This is a genomic window from Limnohabitans sp. G3-2, assembly GCF_002778275.1.
Taxonomy (GTDB): Bacteria; Pseudomonadota; Gammaproteobacteria; order Burkholderiales; family Burkholderiaceae_C; genus Limnohabitans_A.
On sequence record NZ_NESG01000005.1, the window covers coordinates 176,557 to 193,700 of the forward strand.

The 17,144-nt window shown below is 60.1% G+C and carries 24 protein-coding genes; 4 read left to right on the top strand and 20 right to left on the bottom strand.

The features are described from left to right. Nucleotides 1–77: 77 nt before the first annotated feature. The 5 genes from B9Z31_RS09395 to B9Z31_RS09415 form a co-directional block, all read right to left on the bottom strand. Nucleotides 78–833, bottom strand: coding sequence for a cytochrome c1 (locus B9Z31_RS09395; RefSeq protein ID WP_100119478.1), 756 nt, complete (start codon nucleotides 831–833; stop codon nucleotides 78–80). A 29-nt stretch (nucleotides 834–862) separates the two neighbouring features. Continuing rightward, nucleotides 863–2,272, bottom strand: a complete 1,410-nt coding sequence (locus B9Z31_RS09400) for a cytochrome bc complex cytochrome b subunit (RefSeq protein ID WP_199174471.1) — start codon at nucleotides 2,270–2,272, stop codon at nucleotides 863–865. An 11-nt stretch (nucleotides 2,273–2,283) separates the two neighbouring features. Beyond that, nucleotides 2,284–2,880, bottom strand: a complete 597-nt coding sequence (petA, locus tag B9Z31_RS09405) for a ubiquinol-cytochrome c reductase iron-sulfur subunit (protein ID WP_100119304.1) — start codon at nucleotides 2,878–2,880, stop codon at nucleotides 2,284–2,286. 171 nt (nucleotides 2,881–3,051) lie between these two features. Then, nucleotides 3,052–4,098, bottom strand: a complete 1,047-nt coding sequence (gene pdxA / locus B9Z31_RS09410; protein ID WP_199174472.1) for a 4-hydroxythreonine-4-phosphate dehydrogenase PdxA — start codon at nucleotides 4,096–4,098, stop codon at nucleotides 3,052–3,054. A 66-nt stretch (nucleotides 4,099–4,164) separates the two neighbouring features. Continuing rightward, nucleotides 4,165–4,917, bottom strand: a complete 753-nt coding sequence (locus B9Z31_RS09415) for a Nif3-like dinuclear metal center hexameric protein (RefSeq protein ID WP_100119305.1) — start codon at nucleotides 4,915–4,917, stop codon at nucleotides 4,165–4,167. A gap of 84 nt (nucleotides 4,918–5,001) precedes the next feature. Here B9Z31_RS09415 and B9Z31_RS09420 point away from each other — a divergent pair, with 84 nt between their 5' ends. Continuing rightward, on the top strand, nucleotides 5,002–6,159 hold the full coding sequence (locus tag B9Z31_RS09420; RefSeq protein ID WP_100119306.1) for a S1C family serine protease: 1,158 nt from the start codon (nucleotides 5,002–5,004) through the stop codon (nucleotides 6,157–6,159). Nucleotides 6,160–6,240: 81 nt separating this feature from the next. Here B9Z31_RS09420 and tatC read toward each other — a convergent pair whose 3' ends face one another. The 7 genes from tatC to hisI all read right to left on the bottom strand — a co-directional run bounded on the left by tatC (nucleotide 6,241) and on the right by hisI (nucleotide 9,435). Then, nucleotides 6,241–7,029, bottom strand: coding sequence for a twin-arginine translocase subunit TatC (tatC, locus tag B9Z31_RS09425; RefSeq protein ID WP_100119307.1), 789 nt, complete (start codon nucleotides 7,027–7,029; stop codon nucleotides 6,241–6,243). A gap of 42 nt (nucleotides 7,030–7,071) precedes the next feature. After that, the gene (gene tatB, locus B9Z31_RS09430) at nucleotides 7,072–7,539 is read right to left on the bottom strand and encodes a Sec-independent protein translocase protein TatB (RefSeq protein ID WP_100119308.1); all 468 of its coding nucleotides are present in this window, start codon (nucleotides 7,537–7,539) and stop codon (nucleotides 7,072–7,074) included. 26 nt (nucleotides 7,540–7,565) lie between these two features. Beyond that, complete coding sequence (tatA, locus tag B9Z31_RS09435; protein ID WP_100119309.1) at nucleotides 7,566–7,814, bottom strand: Sec-independent protein translocase subunit TatA; 249 nt, start codon at nucleotides 7,812–7,814, stop codon at nucleotides 7,566–7,568. A 96-nt stretch (nucleotides 7,815–7,910) separates the two neighbouring features. After that, the gene (locus B9Z31_RS09440) at nucleotides 7,911–8,267 is read right to left on the bottom strand and encodes a histidine triad nucleotide-binding protein (RefSeq protein ID WP_100119310.1); all 357 of its coding nucleotides are present in this window, start codon (nucleotides 8,265–8,267) and stop codon (nucleotides 7,911–7,913) included. Nucleotides 8,268–8,296: 29 nt separating this feature from the next. Continuing rightward, nucleotides 8,297–8,659, bottom strand: coding sequence for a hypothetical protein (locus B9Z31_RS09445; protein WP_100119311.1), 363 nt, complete (start codon nucleotides 8,657–8,659; stop codon nucleotides 8,297–8,299). A 3-nt stretch (nucleotides 8,660–8,662) separates the two neighbouring features. Further along, nucleotides 8,663–9,031, bottom strand: a complete 369-nt coding sequence (locus B9Z31_RS09450; protein WP_100119312.1) for a phosphoribosyl-ATP diphosphatase — start codon at nucleotides 9,029–9,031, stop codon at nucleotides 8,663–8,665. Nucleotides 9,032–9,045: 14 nt separating this feature from the next. Further along, nucleotides 9,046–9,435, bottom strand: coding sequence for a phosphoribosyl-AMP cyclohydrolase (gene hisI / locus B9Z31_RS09455; protein ID WP_100119313.1), 390 nt, complete (start codon nucleotides 9,433–9,435; stop codon nucleotides 9,046–9,048). A gap of 140 nt (nucleotides 9,436–9,575) precedes the next feature. On the opposite strand from hisI, the gene B9Z31_RS09460 reads away from it, so the two are divergent. Further along, nucleotides 9,576–9,791 (top strand): hypothetical protein, encoded by a 216-nt coding sequence (locus B9Z31_RS09460; protein ID WP_100119314.1) that lies wholly within the window; start codon nucleotides 9,576–9,578, stop codon nucleotides 9,789–9,791. After that, nucleotides 9,791–10,090, top strand: coding sequence for a type II toxin-antitoxin system RelE/ParE family toxin (locus tag B9Z31_RS09465; protein ID WP_100119315.1), 300 nt, complete (start codon nucleotides 9,791–9,793; stop codon nucleotides 10,088–10,090). The genes B9Z31_RS09460 and B9Z31_RS09465 overlap by 1 nt, the downstream gene beginning before the upstream one ends. Here the strand turns inward: B9Z31_RS09465 and B9Z31_RS15370 are convergent. Beyond that, the gene (locus tag B9Z31_RS15370; protein ID WP_143473833.1) at nucleotides 10,087–10,371 is read right to left on the bottom strand and encodes a hypothetical protein; all 285 of its coding nucleotides are present in this window, start codon (nucleotides 10,369–10,371) and stop codon (nucleotides 10,087–10,089) included. The genes B9Z31_RS09465 and B9Z31_RS15370 overlap by 4 nt on opposite strands. 36 nt (nucleotides 10,372–10,407) lie before the next feature. Here B9Z31_RS15370 and B9Z31_RS15375 point away from each other — a divergent pair, with 36 nt between their 5' ends. Beyond that, nucleotides 10,408–10,698, top strand: a complete 291-nt coding sequence (locus B9Z31_RS15375; RefSeq protein WP_143473834.1) for a hypothetical protein — start codon at nucleotides 10,408–10,410, stop codon at nucleotides 10,696–10,698. Nucleotides 10,699–10,980: 282 nt separating this feature from the next. Here B9Z31_RS15375 and hisF read toward each other — a convergent pair whose 3' ends face one another. The 7 genes from hisF to hisD are packed head-to-tail and all read right to left on the bottom strand — an operon-like array spanning nucleotide 10,981 to nucleotide 17,142. Next, complete coding sequence (gene hisF, locus B9Z31_RS09475) at nucleotides 10,981–11,781, bottom strand: imidazole glycerol phosphate synthase subunit HisF (RefSeq protein ID WP_100119317.1); 801 nt, start codon at nucleotides 11,779–11,781, stop codon at nucleotides 10,981–10,983. Nucleotides 11,782–11,804: 23 nt separating this feature from the next. Further along, the gene (locus B9Z31_RS09480) at nucleotides 11,805–12,662 is read right to left on the bottom strand and encodes a D-hexose-6-phosphate mutarotase (RefSeq protein ID WP_100119318.1); all 858 of its coding nucleotides are present in this window, start codon (nucleotides 12,660–12,662) and stop codon (nucleotides 11,805–11,807) included. A gap of 19 nt (nucleotides 12,663–12,681) precedes the next feature. After that, nucleotides 12,682–13,422 (bottom strand): 1-(5-phosphoribosyl)-5-[(5-phosphoribosylamino)methylideneamino]imidazole-4-carboxamide isomerase, encoded by a 741-nt coding sequence (gene hisA / locus B9Z31_RS09485; protein ID WP_100119319.1) that lies wholly within the window; start codon nucleotides 13,420–13,422, stop codon nucleotides 12,682–12,684. Between the two features lie 48 nt (nucleotides 13,423–13,470). Beyond that, nucleotides 13,471–14,127 (bottom strand): imidazole glycerol phosphate synthase subunit HisH, encoded by a 657-nt coding sequence (gene hisH / locus B9Z31_RS09490; protein WP_199174473.1) that lies wholly within the window; start codon nucleotides 14,125–14,127, stop codon nucleotides 13,471–13,473. Nucleotides 14,128–14,129: 2 nt separating this feature from the next. Then, nucleotides 14,130–14,720: an imidazoleglycerol-phosphate dehydratase HisB gene (hisB, locus tag B9Z31_RS09495; protein WP_100119320.1), complete on the bottom strand. Its 591-nt coding sequence runs from the start codon at nucleotides 14,718–14,720 to the stop codon at nucleotides 14,130–14,132. Next, the gene (hisC, locus tag B9Z31_RS09500) at nucleotides 14,717–15,802 is read right to left on the bottom strand and encodes a histidinol-phosphate transaminase (protein WP_100119321.1); all 1,086 of its coding nucleotides are present in this window, start codon (nucleotides 15,800–15,802) and stop codon (nucleotides 14,717–14,719) included. Before hisC ends, hisB begins: the two co-directional genes overlap by 4 nt. Continuing rightward, complete coding sequence (gene hisD, locus B9Z31_RS09505) at nucleotides 15,799–17,142, bottom strand: histidinol dehydrogenase (RefSeq protein ID WP_100119322.1); 1,344 nt, start codon at nucleotides 17,140–17,142, stop codon at nucleotides 15,799–15,801. The genes hisC and hisD overlap by 4 nt, the downstream gene beginning before the upstream one ends. Nucleotides 17,143–17,144 lie beyond the last annotated feature (2 nt).

Sequence of the window (17,144 nt, forward strand, 5' to 3'; positions counted from 1 at the left end):
AATCAAAAAGAGTGGAAGGCCCCAAGGCCTGCCACTCCAAAAGACCCGACCGATGAAATGGCCGGGTGAAAGATCAATTACTTGATGTCTTTCCAGAACGCCGCATTCAAACGCCAAGCGATAAAGGAGAAGAAGGTCAAGAAAATCAGGACCCAGACACCGATGCGAACACGGGTGTTTTGAGCAGGCTCTGCCATCCACTGCATGTAGCCCACCAGATCACCGATCGCTTGGTCGTATTGCAAAGGCGTCATGGTGCCGGGCTTGACTTGCTTCCAGCCAGAGAAGATTTGGACCGTATGGCCGTGCTCTTCTTTTTCAGTGAAAACCGGCTCGCGCTCACCTTGAAGTTCCCACAGTGGGTTGGGCATACCGACGTTGGGCATGGCCAAGTTGTTCCAACCCGTGGGTTTGGTCGAGTCGCGGTAGTACGTGCGCAAATAGGTGTAGAGGTAGTCTGCACCTGTGCCACCGTGGCCTGAACGCGAACGCGCCATCAAGGTCAAATCAGGTGGGTTCTTGCCGAACCAGTCCTTGGCCAGGACGGGGTCCATGGCCACCTTCATGTTGTCACCGACGCGGTCGGTGGCAAACAACAAGTTGTCCTTGATTTGCTGATCGGTCAAGCCAATGTCTTTCAGGCGGTTGTAGCGCATGAAAGCTGCAGAGTGGCAGTTCAAACAGTAGTTGACAAACAACTTGGCGCCGTTTTGCAAAGCGGCCAAATCGTTGGTTTTCTTCGGTGCTTTGTCCCAAGCGATGCCGCCGCCAGCGGCGTGAGCGCCGGCCATCAGACCGAGGGCCATCACAAAGCCCAAAGCGAGTTTCTTGATGTTTTTCATGTTCTTGAATCTCCGTGATCTCAGTGAGGCGTGAAGGTCACGCGGTCAGGAACGGGCTTGGGCGTGCCCAGCTTGCTCCACCAAGGCATCAACAGGAAGAAGCCGAAATAAAACAGTGAACCGACTTGGGAGACACGCTCACCGATGGGTGAAGGTGGCTGAACGCCCAAATAGCCCAAGATCAGGAAGTTGATGACGAACACAGCGTACAAGTACTTGTGCCAATCAGGACGGTAGCGGATCGACTTGACGGGGCTGTTGTCGAGCCATGGCAAGAAGAACAAGATCACCACCGCGCCACCCATGACCACCACACCCCAGAACTTGGCATCGATGGCCAGCATCAGGGCAGAGATCACCACAGCAGCACCCACCACAGCGCCTTTGAGCAATGTGGGCAGCTTGCCTTTGGCCACAGCCAGCACAGCACCGATCACCACGCAAGCGATCAAGGCGTACATCATCTCGCTGGTGATGGCACGCAACATCGAATAGAAGGGCGTGAAATACCAAACGGGCGCAATGTGCAAAGGCGTGGTCAGCGGATCGGCTGGGATGAAGTTGTTGTACTCGAGGAAGTAGCCACCCAGCTCCGGTGCGAAGAACACGATCGCGGTGAAGACCATCAAGAAGACACTCACACCCATGATGTCATGCACCGAGTAGTAAGGGTGGAAAGGAATGCCGTCCAAAGGATGGCCATTGGCGTCCTTGGGTGCATTGGGACCCTTGATTTCAACGCCATCTGGGTTGTTGGAGCCCACTTCGTGCAAGGCGATGATGTGCGCCACCACCAAGCCCAACAGCACCAAAGGCACCGCAATGACGTGGAAGCTGAAGAAGCGGTTCAAGGTGGCGTCGCCCACCACGAAGTCGCCGCGGATCAACAAAGCCAAATCAGGGCCAATGAAAGGAATGGCCGAGAACAAGTTCACGATCACCTGGGCACCCCAGTAGGACATCTGGCCCCATGGCAACAAATAGCCCATGAAAGCTTCGGCCATCAAGCACAGGAAAATCGCGCAACCAAAGATCCAGACCAACTCACGCGGCTTGCGGTAGCTGCCATAAATCAGGCCACGGAACATGTGCAGGTAGACCACCACAAAAAACGCGGATGCGCCTGTGGAGTGCATGTAGCGAATCAACCAGCCCCAAGGCACATCGCGCATGATGTACTCAACCGAAGCAAAAGCCAAAGCCGCATCGGGCTTGTAGTGCATGACCAGGAAAATACCCGTCACGATCTGGATCACCAGCACCAGCAAAGCCAGCGAGCCGAAGAAATACCAGAAGTTGAAGTTTTTAGGTGCGTAGTACTCGGACAGGTGCTCTTTGTAGAGCTTGGACGCCGGGAAGCGGTTGTCCACCCAGTTGAGCAGCTTTTCGCCAGCAGGGGCGTTCGGAGAGATTTCTTTGAATTCAGCCATGTTGTTCTCCATCAGGCCTTTTTGTCTTCACCAATGATCAACTTGGTGTCCGACAGGTACATGTGAGGCGGCACTTCGAGGTTGTCCGGTGCTGGCTTGTTCTTGAACACACGACCGGCCAAATCGAAAGTCGAGCCGTGGCAGGCGCACAAGAAACCACCTGCCCAATCATCGGGCAAAGACGGCTGGGCACCGGTGGCGAACTTGTCGCCTGGCGAGCATCCCAAATGGGTGCAAATACCCACAGCCACCATGATTTCTGGCTTGATCGAACGGTGACCGTTCTTGGCGTATTCGGGGGTGGGGTAAGCCGTGCGGTCAGATGCCGGATCGGCCAACTGCCCTTCAATTTTCTTGAGGGATTCGAGCTGCTCTGGCGAGCGCTTCATGATCCAAACGGGTTTGCCGCGCCATTCGACGGTCAATTTCTCACCCGGGTTCAAAGCGGAAATATCCACCTCGACGGCCGCACCAGCCGCTTTGGCTCGTTCGGAGGGTTGGAAACTGCTGACGAAGGGGGTGGCCACAAAGCCAGCGCCTACGGCACCTGCGCAAGTGGAGGCAATCAGCCAGGTCCGCTTGCTGCTGTCGACTGGGGTGTCACTCATGGGAATCCTCTAGCGAGTCGTTATCAGGGTCAACCCGCGATTGTAGCGGAGTGAAACAGACAAGCGTCTTACAAGACCCCTGCCTTGCCTGTGTTGCCTCAAAATCGGCCGCGCCGTTTTCATCTGACGGTGAAATAACGGTCATTTCGAAAAAAATTAGATGATTTAGAACTACAAAACCATGCCGCCGATCATGTGCCGGGCCATGCGAATGGCCTGAATCAGGCTGCTGGCATTCGCGATGCCTTGGCCCGCCACATCCATGGCAGTGCCATGGTCCGGACTGGTTCGGATCAAGGGCAGCCCCAGCGTCACATTGACCCCTTGTTCCACGCCCAAGTATTTGACAGGGATCAGTCCTTGGTCGTGGTACATGGCGATCACCACATCGAATTCACGGCGACCGTCGGCTTGTTGGCGCGCCCGCATGAACACCGTGTCGGGCGCATAGGGGCCGTGCACATCCAAACCTTCTTGCTGGGCCATGGCCAAGCAGGGCTGCAAGATGTCGATTTCCTCGCGCCCAAACAAACCGCCTTCGCCCGCGTGCGGGTTCACGCCCGCCACCGCCATGCGCGGCCTGCGACCCAAAACTGGCGTCAATGCAGCGTCGGTGATGCGCAGCGTTTGCAAAACACGCGCTGAGGTGATCGCCTCCAGCGCTTGGCGCAAGGACACATGGATGCTCACCAACACGGTGCGCAACTCGTCGTTGGCCAGCATCATGCGCACGGGCATCTGATCCAGCGGCACCCCCATGTGCAGCGCCGACTCGGCCTGCAGCAACTCGGTGTGACCCGGGTATTGGTTGTACGGCGCGCCTGCGGCATGCAAGGCCTCTTTGTGCAAGGGGGCTGTGACCAAGGCCGCCACATCACCGCGCAATGCAGCCCGGGTGGCCCACAGCACCGCATCACCGGCCAATTGACCCGCACGGGCGTCGACGCGCCCCCATGGCAGCGCAGGGGCCACAGGCACCACCTGCAACACAGGCAAGCACCGCGCAGGCACATGCAAAGCGTCTGCAGGGGTCTCAATTTCACACACAGGGTAAGCGGGGAGCGTTTGCACCAAAGCCATCGCTCGGCGCATCAAGCCGACATCCCCCGCCACAAAACAGCCTTGCGTCATCTCAGGCGCTTGGCACCAAGCGCGGGCCACGATTTCAGGGCCAATGCCGCAAGGATCACCCGGCGTGATGGCGATGGGCCGGCTCATCAGGGGCGTTGGCAAAAAAGATGTTGAGCTCATTCGGTGGGGTTTCAACAGGCGGCCGCTGGGACTTCAGGCCGGGTTATCGATCTCGATGAAAAGGTGCTGCAAACCGAGGTTTTGCGCCACATGGGCGGCCAATGCGGGCGCGCCATAGCGCTCGGTGGCATGGTGGCCACAGGCCAAAAAGGCCACCCCCGTTTCTCGCGCCAAATGGGCTTGAGGCTCCGAAATTTCACCCGTGATGAACGCATCCACGCCTTGGGCAATCGCCACCTCAAAATAACTTTGCGCCCCACCCGTGCACCACGCCACACGCCGAACAGGACGATCACCGCCGCCCACACAGGTCACCGATCGGCCCAACTGCGCCGCCACATGCTTGGCCAAAGCCTGCGGATCTGACCATGCTTGTGCGCCAGCACCCACGAAGCCCAGTTCTTGCTCGCCAAAGCGGCCATCGGCTTGCAAGCCCAGCACCCGCGCCAGTTGGGCGTTGTTGCCCAGTTCGGGGTGGGCGTCCAGCGGCAAGTGGTAAGCGAACAGGTGCATGCCGTGCGCCAGCAACAAGCGCAGCCGCTCGCGCATCCAGCCTGTCACGCGCCCATCTTGGCCGCGCCAAAACAAACCATGATGGACCACGATGGCGTCGGCTTTTGCAGCAATGGCCGCTTCAATCAAGGCACGGCTGGCGGTGACTCCGCTGACCAACAACTGGATGTCGCGCTCACCCTCCACTTGCAAGCCGTTGGGGCCGTAATCACGGAACTTCTCTGGCTGGAGCAAAGCATCAAAGGCTTGGCCCAGTATTTTGGCGTCGGTCATTGGCGAAAGCTTTCTGTCTGGTCTGGCTATTGTGGCGCAGGCCGTTTCATGTTGGACGGGCTCGAATCAAGCACAATCGCTTCTATGAAACGTTATTGGCTTTTATTTTCGCAGTGGGTCACCGTGTTGGTCGCCATCTGGTTCGTGGTGGCCACTTTGCAGCCTGAATGGCTGCGCAGTGCCAAACGCTCGGCCGATGGCATGACCTTGCTGCAAGCCCCGGTGGGGTCTGACCTGAATCGCCCGGCAGGCAGCCTGAGTGCGCCAGCCCGCCAAGCTTCTCCCGCTGTGGTCAGCATCAACACCAGCAAATCGAACAGCAGCCGCCCCCAAAGCCAGGACCCTTGGTTCCGCTTCTTTCAGGGGGAGCAAGACGAACAAAATCCGGCAGGACTGGGCAGCGGGGTCATTGTGAGCCCAGAAGGCCACATCTTGACCAACAACCACGTCATTGAAGATGCGGACGACATCGAAGTGGTGCTGGCCGATGGGCGCAAAGCCGTCGCCAAAGTCATCGGCACCGATCCCGAAACCGACTTGGCCCTGTTGAAAATCACACTCGACAAACTGCCCGTGATTGTTTTGGGGCAAACCCAAAATTTGCAGGTGGGTGATGTCGTGTTGGCCATTGGCAATCCATTCGGCGTCGGCCAAACCGTGACTTCGGGCATTGTCAGCGCCTTGGGCCGAAGCCAACTGGGCATCAACACCTTTGAAAATTTCATCCAGACCGATGCCGCCATCAACCCGGGCAACTCGGGCGGTGCCTTGATCGACGTGAACGGCCATTTGATGGGCATCAACACCGCCATCTACTCCCGCTCGGGTGGCAACATGGGCATTGGTTTTGCCATTCCCATCTCGACGGCCCAGCAGGTCATGCAAGACTTGCTGCAAAACGGCAAAGTGATTCGGGGCTGGATTGGGGTGGAGCCCCAAGAGCTGTCTGCCGAATTGGCCCAAACCTTTCAACTGCCGGCAGCAGGGCAAGGCCTGCCCTCGGGCGTGGTCATCACGGGGGTCCTGAAAAATGGCCCGGCAGCCAGTGCGGGCATCCGCCCAGGGGATGTGATCGTCAAGGTGGCGGGGCAACCTGTGCGCAATGTGGCCGAGTTGTTGACCCAAGTGGCCAGCTTGAAGCCTGGCACCCCCGCAGAGCTGAACATTTGGCGTCGCCAAGGCGAGGTCAACCTTCGCTTGACCCCCGCTGAGCGCCCTGCCGTCAACAAACAGCGCAGGTGATTCACGCCCGAACGCGGCGACCGAATTGCACACGCAAAAAAGAGGCCAGCAGGCCTCTTTTTTCAACCGAATTCTGAGCGCTCAGGCCGCCGCGTCGGGCTCTTGCGGCGCTTGGGTGTGCTTGATGAAGATCTGCGCGGCCCAAATGCCCAACTCGTACAGCAGGCACATGGGAATGGCCAGCGCCAGTTGCGACACCACATCGGGAGGGGTGACCACGGCAGCGATCACAAAGGCCAGCACCACAAAGTAGCCCCGAAAGTCCTTGAGCTTTTGCACGCTGACCACGCCCATGCGGGCCAACACCACGACCGCCACGGGCACTTCAAATGCCAAACCAAAGGCCAGGAACATGGACAACACGAAGCTCAAATAAGCCTCGATATCAGGCGCCGCCGTGATGCTTTTGGGCGCAAAGCTTTGAATGAAGCTGAACACTTGGCCAAACACAAAGAAGTAACAAAACGCCACCCCAATGAAAAACAGCAAGGTGCTGGACACCACCAAAGGCATGACCAACTTTTTCTCGTGGCTGTAGAGCCCTGGGGCAATGAAGGCCCAGACTTGGTACAACACCACAGGCAAAGCGATGAGGAACGCGCTCATCAGCAATATCTTCAGGGGCACCATGAAAGGCGAGATGACCGACGTGGCGATCAAAGTGGCGCCTTTGGGCAAATGCACCACCAAGGGCGCCGCCAAAATGTCGTACAAGTTGCCAGGCCCCGGGAAGATGGCCAATACCGCTGCGGCCACAGCCACGGCGATCACGGCCCGCACCAAGCGGTCGCGCAACTCGATCAGGTGCGCCACGAACGGTTGCTCAGAACCTTTGAGTTCGTCGTCGGGCTGGGAGGGGGTATCGGACATGGCGGGGTCGGTTGGACAGTGAGCACCCAAGGTGCGCCAGCGTCAATGAGAATTGAGGGGCTTGGGCCGATAACGGGCCACGCGTGCGGCACCCGAAAGCGCTTTGGTGCGCACACCTGAGCGGGCTTTGTACCACTGGGGCATGGCGCCACGCTTCAAACGCCAGTTTTTGTCTGGGCGCACATAGTAAGGCGGGGGCGGCTCGATGGCGGGCAAATCGCTGTTCAAGCCAGCCGTGGTGTCAGCCCAGTCTTTTTCAAAGTCAGAAGCCGTGGTTTGAACGGTTTGCTCGACATCGCGAGCCGCCGTCTCCATGGTCTCTTTCATCTTTTTGAGTTCTTCGAGGTCCATGGAACGGTTGACCTCAGCTTTGACATCCGACACGTAACGCTGCGCTTTGCCGATCAAGGCACCGAGGGTTCGGGCGACCTTGGGCAACTTTTCGGGGCCGATGACGATCAACGCCACCACACCGATGAGGGCCATTTTCGAAAAACTTAAATCCAGCACAGTGCAGCGTTCAATCGTTCAAAAGTTCAAGACTTGGTCTTGGCTTCAACGTCGATGGTGGTCTTGTCGGCTTGGGCGGGCGTCGAAGCGGTCACCTGACCGGCCACGGGCGCAGCACTCTCTTCGGGCTTGGCGCCGCCGTCTTTCATGCCGTCTTTGAAACCTTTGACAGCACCACCGAGGTCAGAGCCCATGTTTTTGAGCTTTTTGGTGCCGAACACCATGACCACGATCAACAAAACGATCAACCAGTGCCAAATGGAAAAAGTACCCATGAAACTCTCCTGTTAATGCAAGGATTCTAAGGGGATCGACATCCGCCATCGGATCGTCCCTGAGGAAGGAAGGATTTGAAAGGAAAAGACCCGCGCTCAACCCCGCAACCAGGGGCGTGGACCGCCCATGACGTGCATGTGCAGGTGGTGAACCTCTTGACCGCCTTCGGTCCCGTTGTTGACCACGATGCGGAAACCGCCATCCGGGTAAGGGTTACAGCCCTCCTGCAGGGCCAGCTTGGGGGCCAGGGTCATCATGTGGCCCATCAAGGCGGCATGCTCAGGGGCCAAATGCATCATCGACGGGATGTGCAGCTTGGGGATGATCAAAAAGTGAATGGGCGCCCACGGTGCGATGTCGTGGAAGGCGAACACGTGTTCGTCTTCATGCACTTTGCGCGAAGGGATCTGGCCCGCGATGATTTTGCAAAAAATACAGTGGGAGTCGGTCATGGCTCGATAGGTTTCAAATTCAAAAAATGTCAGTCAGTCACCGGGCGCTGCCCGTTCAGGCGCACCATGCCCAGCACGATGCGGTACAAAAACCAGATGGAGATGGTCACCCAGGCCAACCATCCGGGAAAGACAAAGAAGAACCACAGAGGAAACGTCACCAGGTAGAGCAAGGCCGCCCAGATCACGGTGCGGATTCGGTAGCTGAAATGTGTGCGCTCCCAGCCCTGGGCATCGCCTTTTTTGACCGCATCGATGATGAGCGCCACCACCAGCAAGGCCGGACCCATCTGCGCCCCGGGAATGACGGCACTCACCGCCACGATCAGGTGAAGGATGTAGCTGACCCAGCTGATGGTGTGGGTGCTGTCGTCCTGGGCTTGGTCATTCATGGCTTATTCGCCCAAGCGCTCGCGCTCTTGCACTTTGCGCAGGGCTTTTTCTTCCAGGCCGCTCAGTCCTTCACGCCGGGCCAGCTCCTTGACCACATCAGCCGGCGTCAAGCCATAGTGCGCCAGCGCGATCATGCTGTGGAACCACAGGTCGGCCACCTCGCCCACCAGCTTGGCTTTGTCCCCGCCGTGGTCCACGTCTTTGGCGGCCATGACGGTTTCGGTGGCTTCTTCGCCGATCTTCTTCAAAAAGGCGTCGGGCCCTTTGTGCAGCAGGCGGGCCACATAGCTTTTTTCGGGGTCGCCACCGTTGGCGGGTTTGCGGCTTTCGACCACGGCCGCGAGTCGGTCAAGGATGTCCTGGTTGCTCATAGGCTTGGGCTCGCTCACTTGTAAATGGTTTCAGGGTCCTTCAGGACCGGATCGGTCGCCTGCCAGCCGTGCGGCTGCAGGCTCTGAAAAAAACAGCTGTGGCGGCCCGTATGGCAGGCAATGCCCGGCTCATGCCCCAGTTGGGTCACCTTGAGCAGCACCACATCGTTGTCGCAATCGATGCGGATGTCGTGCACCGTCTGCACATGGCCAGACTCCTCGCCCTTGAACCACAACTTGTTGCGCGAGCGGCTGAAATACACCGCCCGTTTCAGCTCGGCCGTCTTTTGCAAAGCCTCGCGGTTCATCCAGGCAAACATCAGCACGTCGCCAGTGTCTTTTTCTTGGGCGATCACAGGCACCAAGCCTTTGTCGTCCCATTTGATTTGATCGAGCCAGTTCATAGGGGGGTGATCTTAAGACATTGGGGTGTCAGGGCTGGATTCGCAGCCTGTAGCACCGTGAATCCAGCTGCATCCAAGACTTGCCGGGTTGCACAAAACACCCATTGGTTGCAAAATACAACCCACCAAGGAGATGCCCCATGGCTGTTGCAATGAAACTATCGGACGAGTTGGTCGAAGACGCCAAACCTTACGCCGCCGCAGAGCACCGCTCGGTGCCACGGCAAATCGAGTATTGGGCACGCATCGGCAAAGCCGTGATCGACAACCCGGACATGCCTTTGCGGCTGATTCAAGACACCATGCTCTCGCGTGAAGAAGTCAAAGCTGGACTGGCTGCGCTTGAGTTTGGCTGATGCTGCAAGTCAGCGCCTCGCCATCGTTCAACCGGGTGGCCAAAAAACTGCACGCCCGGGACAAGAAAACACTGGATGAAGCCATCAAAGCCATTCTTCAAAATCCGCAGCTGGGCGAAGAAAAGAAAGGCGACCTCGCGGGTGTGTTCGTCTACAAGTTCAAATTGAACGGCCAAGAAACCCTGCTGGCCTATGAACTGCAGCCGCACAAAACAGCCCCTTTCGAAGCCATATTGCTGGCGGCTTGCAAGGCGTCCGCGCCGCCGATTGGCGGCGCGTCCGGTGGAAGGGTGGCTTAGGCCTTGCCCTTCACCAACACGTGCTCGGTCTTGATGTCTTTGGGTGACAAACCGAACTTGCTGTAGTAACTCGCATGGCTGGTGTCTTGGAAAGCATCTTTCCTTGCCTCAAAGTAGTCCTTGGAATACCAAGCCACCGAGAACTCCATCAGCATCTTGTCGCGGTACGACTCTTTCCAAGCCCAGAGAATCACGGGATCGGTTCTTGCGCGCATGCGCTCGTCTGACCACTGAAGCATTCGTGCGCATCGAATCACATCGTCTTCATGGATGAAGTTCATCTTCACCACTGTGTACGCATACGGCTTGAGGTGGTCATGCTGCTCAAGCGCAGAGCCGTGAAGAATCTGTGTCCGCTGCGTTCGACCTTGAATCAGCCGCTCAAGAACGTGCTTCGGGAGAGGCTTGACCTCGTCTTGGATCACATTCAGGACGTCCGTAGCCAGAACGATCTTCTCGGTATTGGCATCTGTTTTTCTTGTGGCCATTTTCTTTCCTCCTTTTGCTGCGCCTTCAGAAACCAGGAGGCGCGACTGGTGTATGGGCGAGGCCTGACGGTTGACATGAAAGGTGTGCCATGGCTTTGTGCTGGTGAAAATGGGCCATGACACCCGCTGCCCCTTTTGCAGTCCACCCGTTTGCCCGATCAGGTGAGAGAGCGGTTTTTCACGTGCACTATAGCGTCAACATTGAAAAATGAACACCATATAGCGCAATTTTTATGCACTGGCGTGCCATGCAGCCCGGCGGGCAGCGCCACCCATCGCACGCTGGGTGTGGCCGGTGTGGCATCGGTTTTGAATCAGCAGGAAAGATCGCAAGGACAAATCAGGGGGGCCCCGCCAGCCCGATGGGGGCCTGGCTTTCTACGTGATCGATGGATCAGCGCATCACAAACGCACGGCGATGCCGCGCTCGCGCATGCGCGTTTTGGCCTGTTGCACGGTGTATTCACCGTAGTGGAAGATGCTGGCGGCCAGCACCGCATCCGCGCCGCCGATGCTCACGCCATCGGCCAGGTGGTCCAGGTTACCCACGCCGCCGGACGCGATCACGGGCACGCTCACGGCGTCGCTCACGGCGCGGGTGAGCTGCAGGTCAAAGCCGCTTTTGGTGCCGTCGCGGTCCATGCTGGTGAGCAGGATTTCGCCTGCGCCGAACTCGGCCATTTGGCTGGCCCAGGCCACGGCGTCCAGGCCGACGTTTTTGCGGCCGCCGTGGCTGTACACGTCCCAGCCAGGGCCCATGGGCAGACCGTGGGTGCCGATGCGCTGCTCGTCCTCGGGTGTGCGGCGCTTGGCGTCGATCGCCACCACGATGCATTGCGCGCCGTATTTGGCCGACGCATCGCGGATGACCTGGGGGTTGGCAATGGCGGCCGAGTTGAAGCTGGTTTTGTCGGCGCCTGCGTTGAGCAAACGGCGCACGTCTTCGACCGTGCGCACACCGCCGCCCACGGTGAGCGGGATGAAGACCTGGCTGGCCACGGCTTCGATGATGTGCAGGATCACGTCGCGGCCATCGCTGGTGGCGGTGATGTCAAGGAAAGTCAGCTCGTCAGCGCCCTGCTCGTTGTAGCGGGCCGCGATTTCAACCGGGTCGCCGGCGTCGCGCAGTTCGACAAAGTTGACGCCCTTGACCACGCGACCGCCGGTCACGTCGAGGCAAGGGATGATGCGTTTGGCGAGCATGGCGACTTCTCTTTTTGGATGGTTCAGGGGTTGCGCACTTGCAAGCGCTGCCAACCCGCCCAGCGCCCGCCCGCTGGCAAGGTGATGGGTTCGTAGACCTGCGCGGCTTCGACGCAGAGCATCTGTCGCCAGCCGCCGCCTGGCATGTCGGCCAGGCGTTGACACAGGTCTTGCGCGGGGTTCCAGACCACGGTGTTGGCCCAGCTGGGGCTTTGGCTGATGTGCAGGCTTTGGTTCAGCGTCAGCGGATTCGGTGCAGCTTCGTACACGCGGTCAAATTCGGCGGCAAAGCCGATCGCCTCGGCCGCGTGCGCATGCGAGTTGGTGAGTGAATCCCACTCGGGCTGACCACCCAAGCCCTGCAGCGTGGCCTGCGTGACATCGGGCACGGCCAAATAGGTGTGCAGTGCGCCCGAAAACGCCAAGGGCTGGGCGTCGGTGTTGTGGATGTTCAGGGTCAGCTGCAAGGCACCTGGACTCAGATCGATGTGCAGCGCCAAGGCAAAGGCTTGCGGCCACCACTGGCGGGTCTGGGCGTTGTCTCTCAGGCGCAAGGCAAGGCGGGCATGCTCGGCACCCAGTTCGGGCGCATCGGCCTGCCAGGCCACGTTGCGGGCAAAGCCGTGTTTGGGCAGGCGCTCGGCCAGGGGGCCGCGTTGGTTGAACTGCGGAAAGCAGACGGGCACACCGCCGCGGATGGCGGCTTGGCCGTCCATCACGCTGTGGGGGCTGAGGTACAGCCGCTCTTGGCCGCCCGACACCCAAGACAGCACATGCGCGCCGTGCAGGGCCACCACCAAGCGATCACCTTGCGGCAACGCCAACTCGCAAGCCGGCAGGCCTGCGAACACGGTGTCGCGACAAGTGGCCTGCCCGCTCATCTGGCTTGTCCTGTGGGGTTCAACCGTTCAGTTCGTCGGCGCGTTGCTGCGCCAGCGCGAAGTCGAGGTCGCCCGAATACACGGCGCGGCCGCAGATCACGCCTTCCACGCCTTCGTCTTCCACGGCGCAGAGCTGCTCGATGTCGGCCATGTTGGACAGACCGCCTGAGGCAATCACGGGAATGTGGAGGGCTTGGGCCAGTTTGACGGTGGCGTCGATGTTGATGCCGCTCAACATGCCGTCGCGGCCGATGTCGGTGTAGATGATGGACTCAACGCCCCAGTCTTCGAACTTCTTGGCCAGGTCCACCACCTCGTGGCCAGTGAGCTTGCTCCAGCCGTCGGTGGCGACTTTGCCGTCCTTGGCGTCCAGGCCCACGATGATGTGGCCGCCAAAAGCGGTGCAGGCGTCTTTCAAGAAGCCGGGGTTCTTCACGGCGGCGGTGCCGATGATCACGTAGCGCAGGCCGCTGTCGATGTATTTTTCAATCGTGTCCAGATCGCGGATGCCACCGCCGAGCTGCACCGGGATGTCGTCGCCCACGGCCTTGAGAATGGACTTGATGGCACTGAAGTTTTGCGGCTTGCCCGCGAAGGCGCCGTTCAAATCCACCAGATGCAGACGGCGTGCGCCTTTTTCGAGCCAGGTGCGTGCCATGGCAGCCGGGTCTTCGCCGAATGTCGTGGCTTGGTCCATATCGCCCTGTTTGAGGCGAACGCAGTGGCCGTCTTTGAGGTCAATGGCGGGGATCAGAATCATGGCGAATTTAAAAAGGCTGAGGGGCTGAATAACGGCAGTGAAAACTTCTCAAGGCTGCCAGTGGAGGAAATTGCGGAACAAGGCCAAGCCTTGGGCCGCGCTTTTTTCGGGGTGAAACTGGGTGGCAAAAATGTTGTCGCGGGCCGTGGCGCAGGCAAAGCGGCCGCCGTAATCGGTCTGGGCCGCGCTGTGCGCCGGGTTGGCCACCTGGGCATAAAAGCTGTGCACAAAATAATACCAGCTGCCGTCCGCAATGCCGCGCCACAAGGGGTGCGCCGGTGCCTCTTGCCAGACCTGGTTCCAGCCCATTTGCGGCACTTTGTAGCGGGTGCCATCGGGCTGGATGCGTCCGGCCAAATCGAACTTGACCACGCGCCCAGGGATCAGGCCCAAGCCGGGCGTATCGCCCTCGTCGCTGTGGTCGAGCAGCATTTGCATGCCCACGCACACGCCAAACAGGGGCTTGGATGCCGCGGCTTCGAGCACAGCCTCCATCAAGCCGGACTCACGCAGCTCGCGCATGCAATCGGGCATGGCGCCCTGCCCCGGCAAGACCACCCGGTGGGCGTCGCGCACGACCTGCGAATCCGACGTGACGGTGACTTCGGCATGGTCCACGCTGGAGGCCGCATGCATCACCGCCTGCGCCACCGAGCGCAGGTTGCCCATGCCGTAGTCCACAACAGCGACGCGGTTGACGCTCATGCTCAGAGACTTCCTTTGGTGGAAGGGATCACACCCGCCGAGCGGGGATCGAGTTCGAGCGCGGCGCGCACGGCGCGGGCGAAGGCCTTGAAGATGGTCTCGCACTGGTGGTGCGCGTTCACGCCCTTGAGGTTGTCGATGTGCAGCGTGCACAGCGCATGGTTCACAAAGCCCTGGAAGAACTCGTACACCAGTTGCGTGTCGAGCGAGCCCAGCGAGCCGGAGGTGAAATTCACATCCATGTGCAAACCTGGGCGGCCCGAAAAGTCCACCACCACACGGCTCAAAGCTTCGTCGAGCGGCACATAGGCGTGACCGTAACGGCGGATGCCTTTTTTGTCGCCCATGGCTTGCGCGAACGCCTGGCCCAGGGTGATGCCAATGTCTTCGACGGTGTGGTGGCCATCGATGTGCAGGTCGCCTTCGCAGGCAATGTCCAGGTCGATCAGGCCGTGGCGGGCGATTTGGTCCAGCATGTGGTCCAGAAAACCGATGCCCGAGGCCAGTTTGGCCTGGCCCGTGCCATCCAGGTTGAGGGCCACTCGGATCTTCGTCTCGGCGGTTTTGCGGGTGACGGCAGCGGTGCGGTTCATAAGGAGGCTTTCAAAGCGGCGAGGAGTTGGTCGTTTTCGGTGGCCGTGCCCACCGTCAGGCGCAGGCAGTTGGCCAGCAATGGGTGCATTTTAGAAATGTTCTTGATCAACACCCCTTGGGCCTTGAGGCCGTCAAAGGTTTTGGCCGCATCGGGCACGCGGGCCAGAATCATGTTGGCCTCGCTCGGGAAGGGGGTGACGCCGGGCATGGCGGCCAGCGCTTTCAACAAACGGGTGCGCTGCTCGCGCAGGTCTTTGGCTTGGGCCGCAAACACATCGGTGTGCTCCAGCGCAAACAGGGCGCACTCGCAGTTGAGCACGCTGATGTTGTAAGGCGGGCGCACTTTGTCGATCTCGGCGATGAGGGCCTTGGGGCCGATCATGTAACCCAAGCGAACCCCGGCCAAACCAAATTTGCTGAGCGTGCGCATCAACAGCACATGCGAGTGGCGCGTGATGCGGTCGGCATAGCTGCGGCTGGCAAAGGGTTGGTAGGCCTCGTCCATGACCACCAAACCGCCTTGCGCACCTTGCGCGAGGACGATTTTCTCGATCACCTCGTCATGCCACAAATTGCCCGTGGGGTTGTTGGGGTAAGCCAAATAGACGATGGACGGCTTGTGCTCAGCTATGGCGGCCAGCATGGCGGCTTCGTCGAGTTCGAAGTCGGCCGTGAGCGGCACACCATGGAAGGCCAAGCCTTGCAGCTGAGCGCTCATGGCGTACATCACAAAGCCGGGCAAGGGCGAAAGAATCGAAGCGCCAGGCACATCGCAAGCCAGCGCCAGCAAGGAAATCAATTCGTCGGAGCCGTTGCCCAACATGATGTCGAAGCCTTCGGGCATGCCGGCGTATTGGGCCAAAGCTTGGCGCAGTTCATTCACACGGCCATCGGGGTAGCGGTTGAGCGCCAGCGCGCCCAGGCGTTCACCCAAGGCCTTTTGCAAATCTGCAGGCAGGCGGTGCGGGTTTTCCATCGCGTCGAGCTTGACCATGCCGACCGAGTCCTGGATGGCGTAGGCGTGCATGGACTGCACGTCTTGGCGGATTCTTTGCAGGAGTTCAGGACGGACTTGGCTCATGGTGTGTCTCGCATGGGGGGCACAGGGTTCAGGCGCAATTCGGCGGCGCGGGCGTGCGCTTGCAGGCCTTCGCCATAGGCCAGCTCGGCGGCGATGCGGCCCAGCGGCTGCGCACCGGCTTCGCTCACCTCGATCAAGCTGCTGCGTTTCTGGAAGTCGTACACGCCCAGGGGCGAGGAGAAACGTGCCGTGCCGCTGGTGGGCAACACGTGGTTGGGGCCGGCGCAGTAGTCGCCCAGCGATTCGCTGGTGAAAGCGCCCAAAAAGATGGCCCCTGCGTGGCGCAGCAAGGGCTCCCAGCGGTGCGGCTCGCGGCTCGACACCTCCAAGTGCTCGGGCGCGATGCGGTTGCTGATGGCGCAGGCTTCTTCCATGTGGCGCGTGAGGATCAGCGCACCCCGGTCGTTCAGGCTCTTGGCAATGATCTCGCGACGCGGCATCTGCGGCAGCAGGCGGTCAATGGCGGCCTGCACTTGGGCGATGTACGCCGCATCCGGGCACAGCAAAATGCTTTGCGCCAGCTCGTCGTGCTCGGCCTGGCTGAAGAGGTCCATCGCCACCCATTCGGCGGGGGTGGAGCCGTCGGCCAAGACCAAAATTTCTGAGGGGCCCGCGATCATGTCGATGCCCACGGTGCCGAACACACGCTTTTTGGCGCTGGCCACATAGGCGTTGCCCGGGCCGGTGATCTTGTCCACTTTGGGGATGGTGGCCGTGCCATACGCCAGCGCGGCCACGGCTTGCGCACCACCCACCGTGAAGGCGCGGCTCACGCCTGCCACACACGCGGCGGCCAGCACCAGCGGGTTGCGCACGCCCTGCGGCGTGGGCACCACCATGATGATCTCTTGCACCCCGGCCACATGGGCAGGAATGGCGTTCATCAACACCGAAGAGGGGTATGCCGCTTTGCCACCAGGCACATAGATGCCCACGCGGTCGAGCGGCGTGACTTTTTGGCCCAGCAGCGTGCCGTCTTCATCGCGGTAGCTCCAGCTCTCGCCGGACGCTTTCTTTTGCGCTTCATGGTACTGGCGAACCCGGGCGGCGGCGGCCTGCAGGGCCTCGCGCTGGGGAGCAGGCAGGCTGTCCAAGGCGGACTGCAGCTCGGTTTGGGTGATCTCGAGCGCTGTCACATCGGCCGCTTGCAGGCCATCAAAGCGCTGGGTGTAGTCGAGCACGGCTGCATCGCCCCGCTTTTGCACATCGGCCAGGATGTCGGCCACACGCTGCTCGATGGCCGCGTCGGTGTCGGCAGACCAGTGCAGGCGCGCCGCGAAGGCCGCTTCAAAACCGGCGTCCGCCGTGTTCAGTTGCAATGGTTTGGCGTGCAATCCCATGT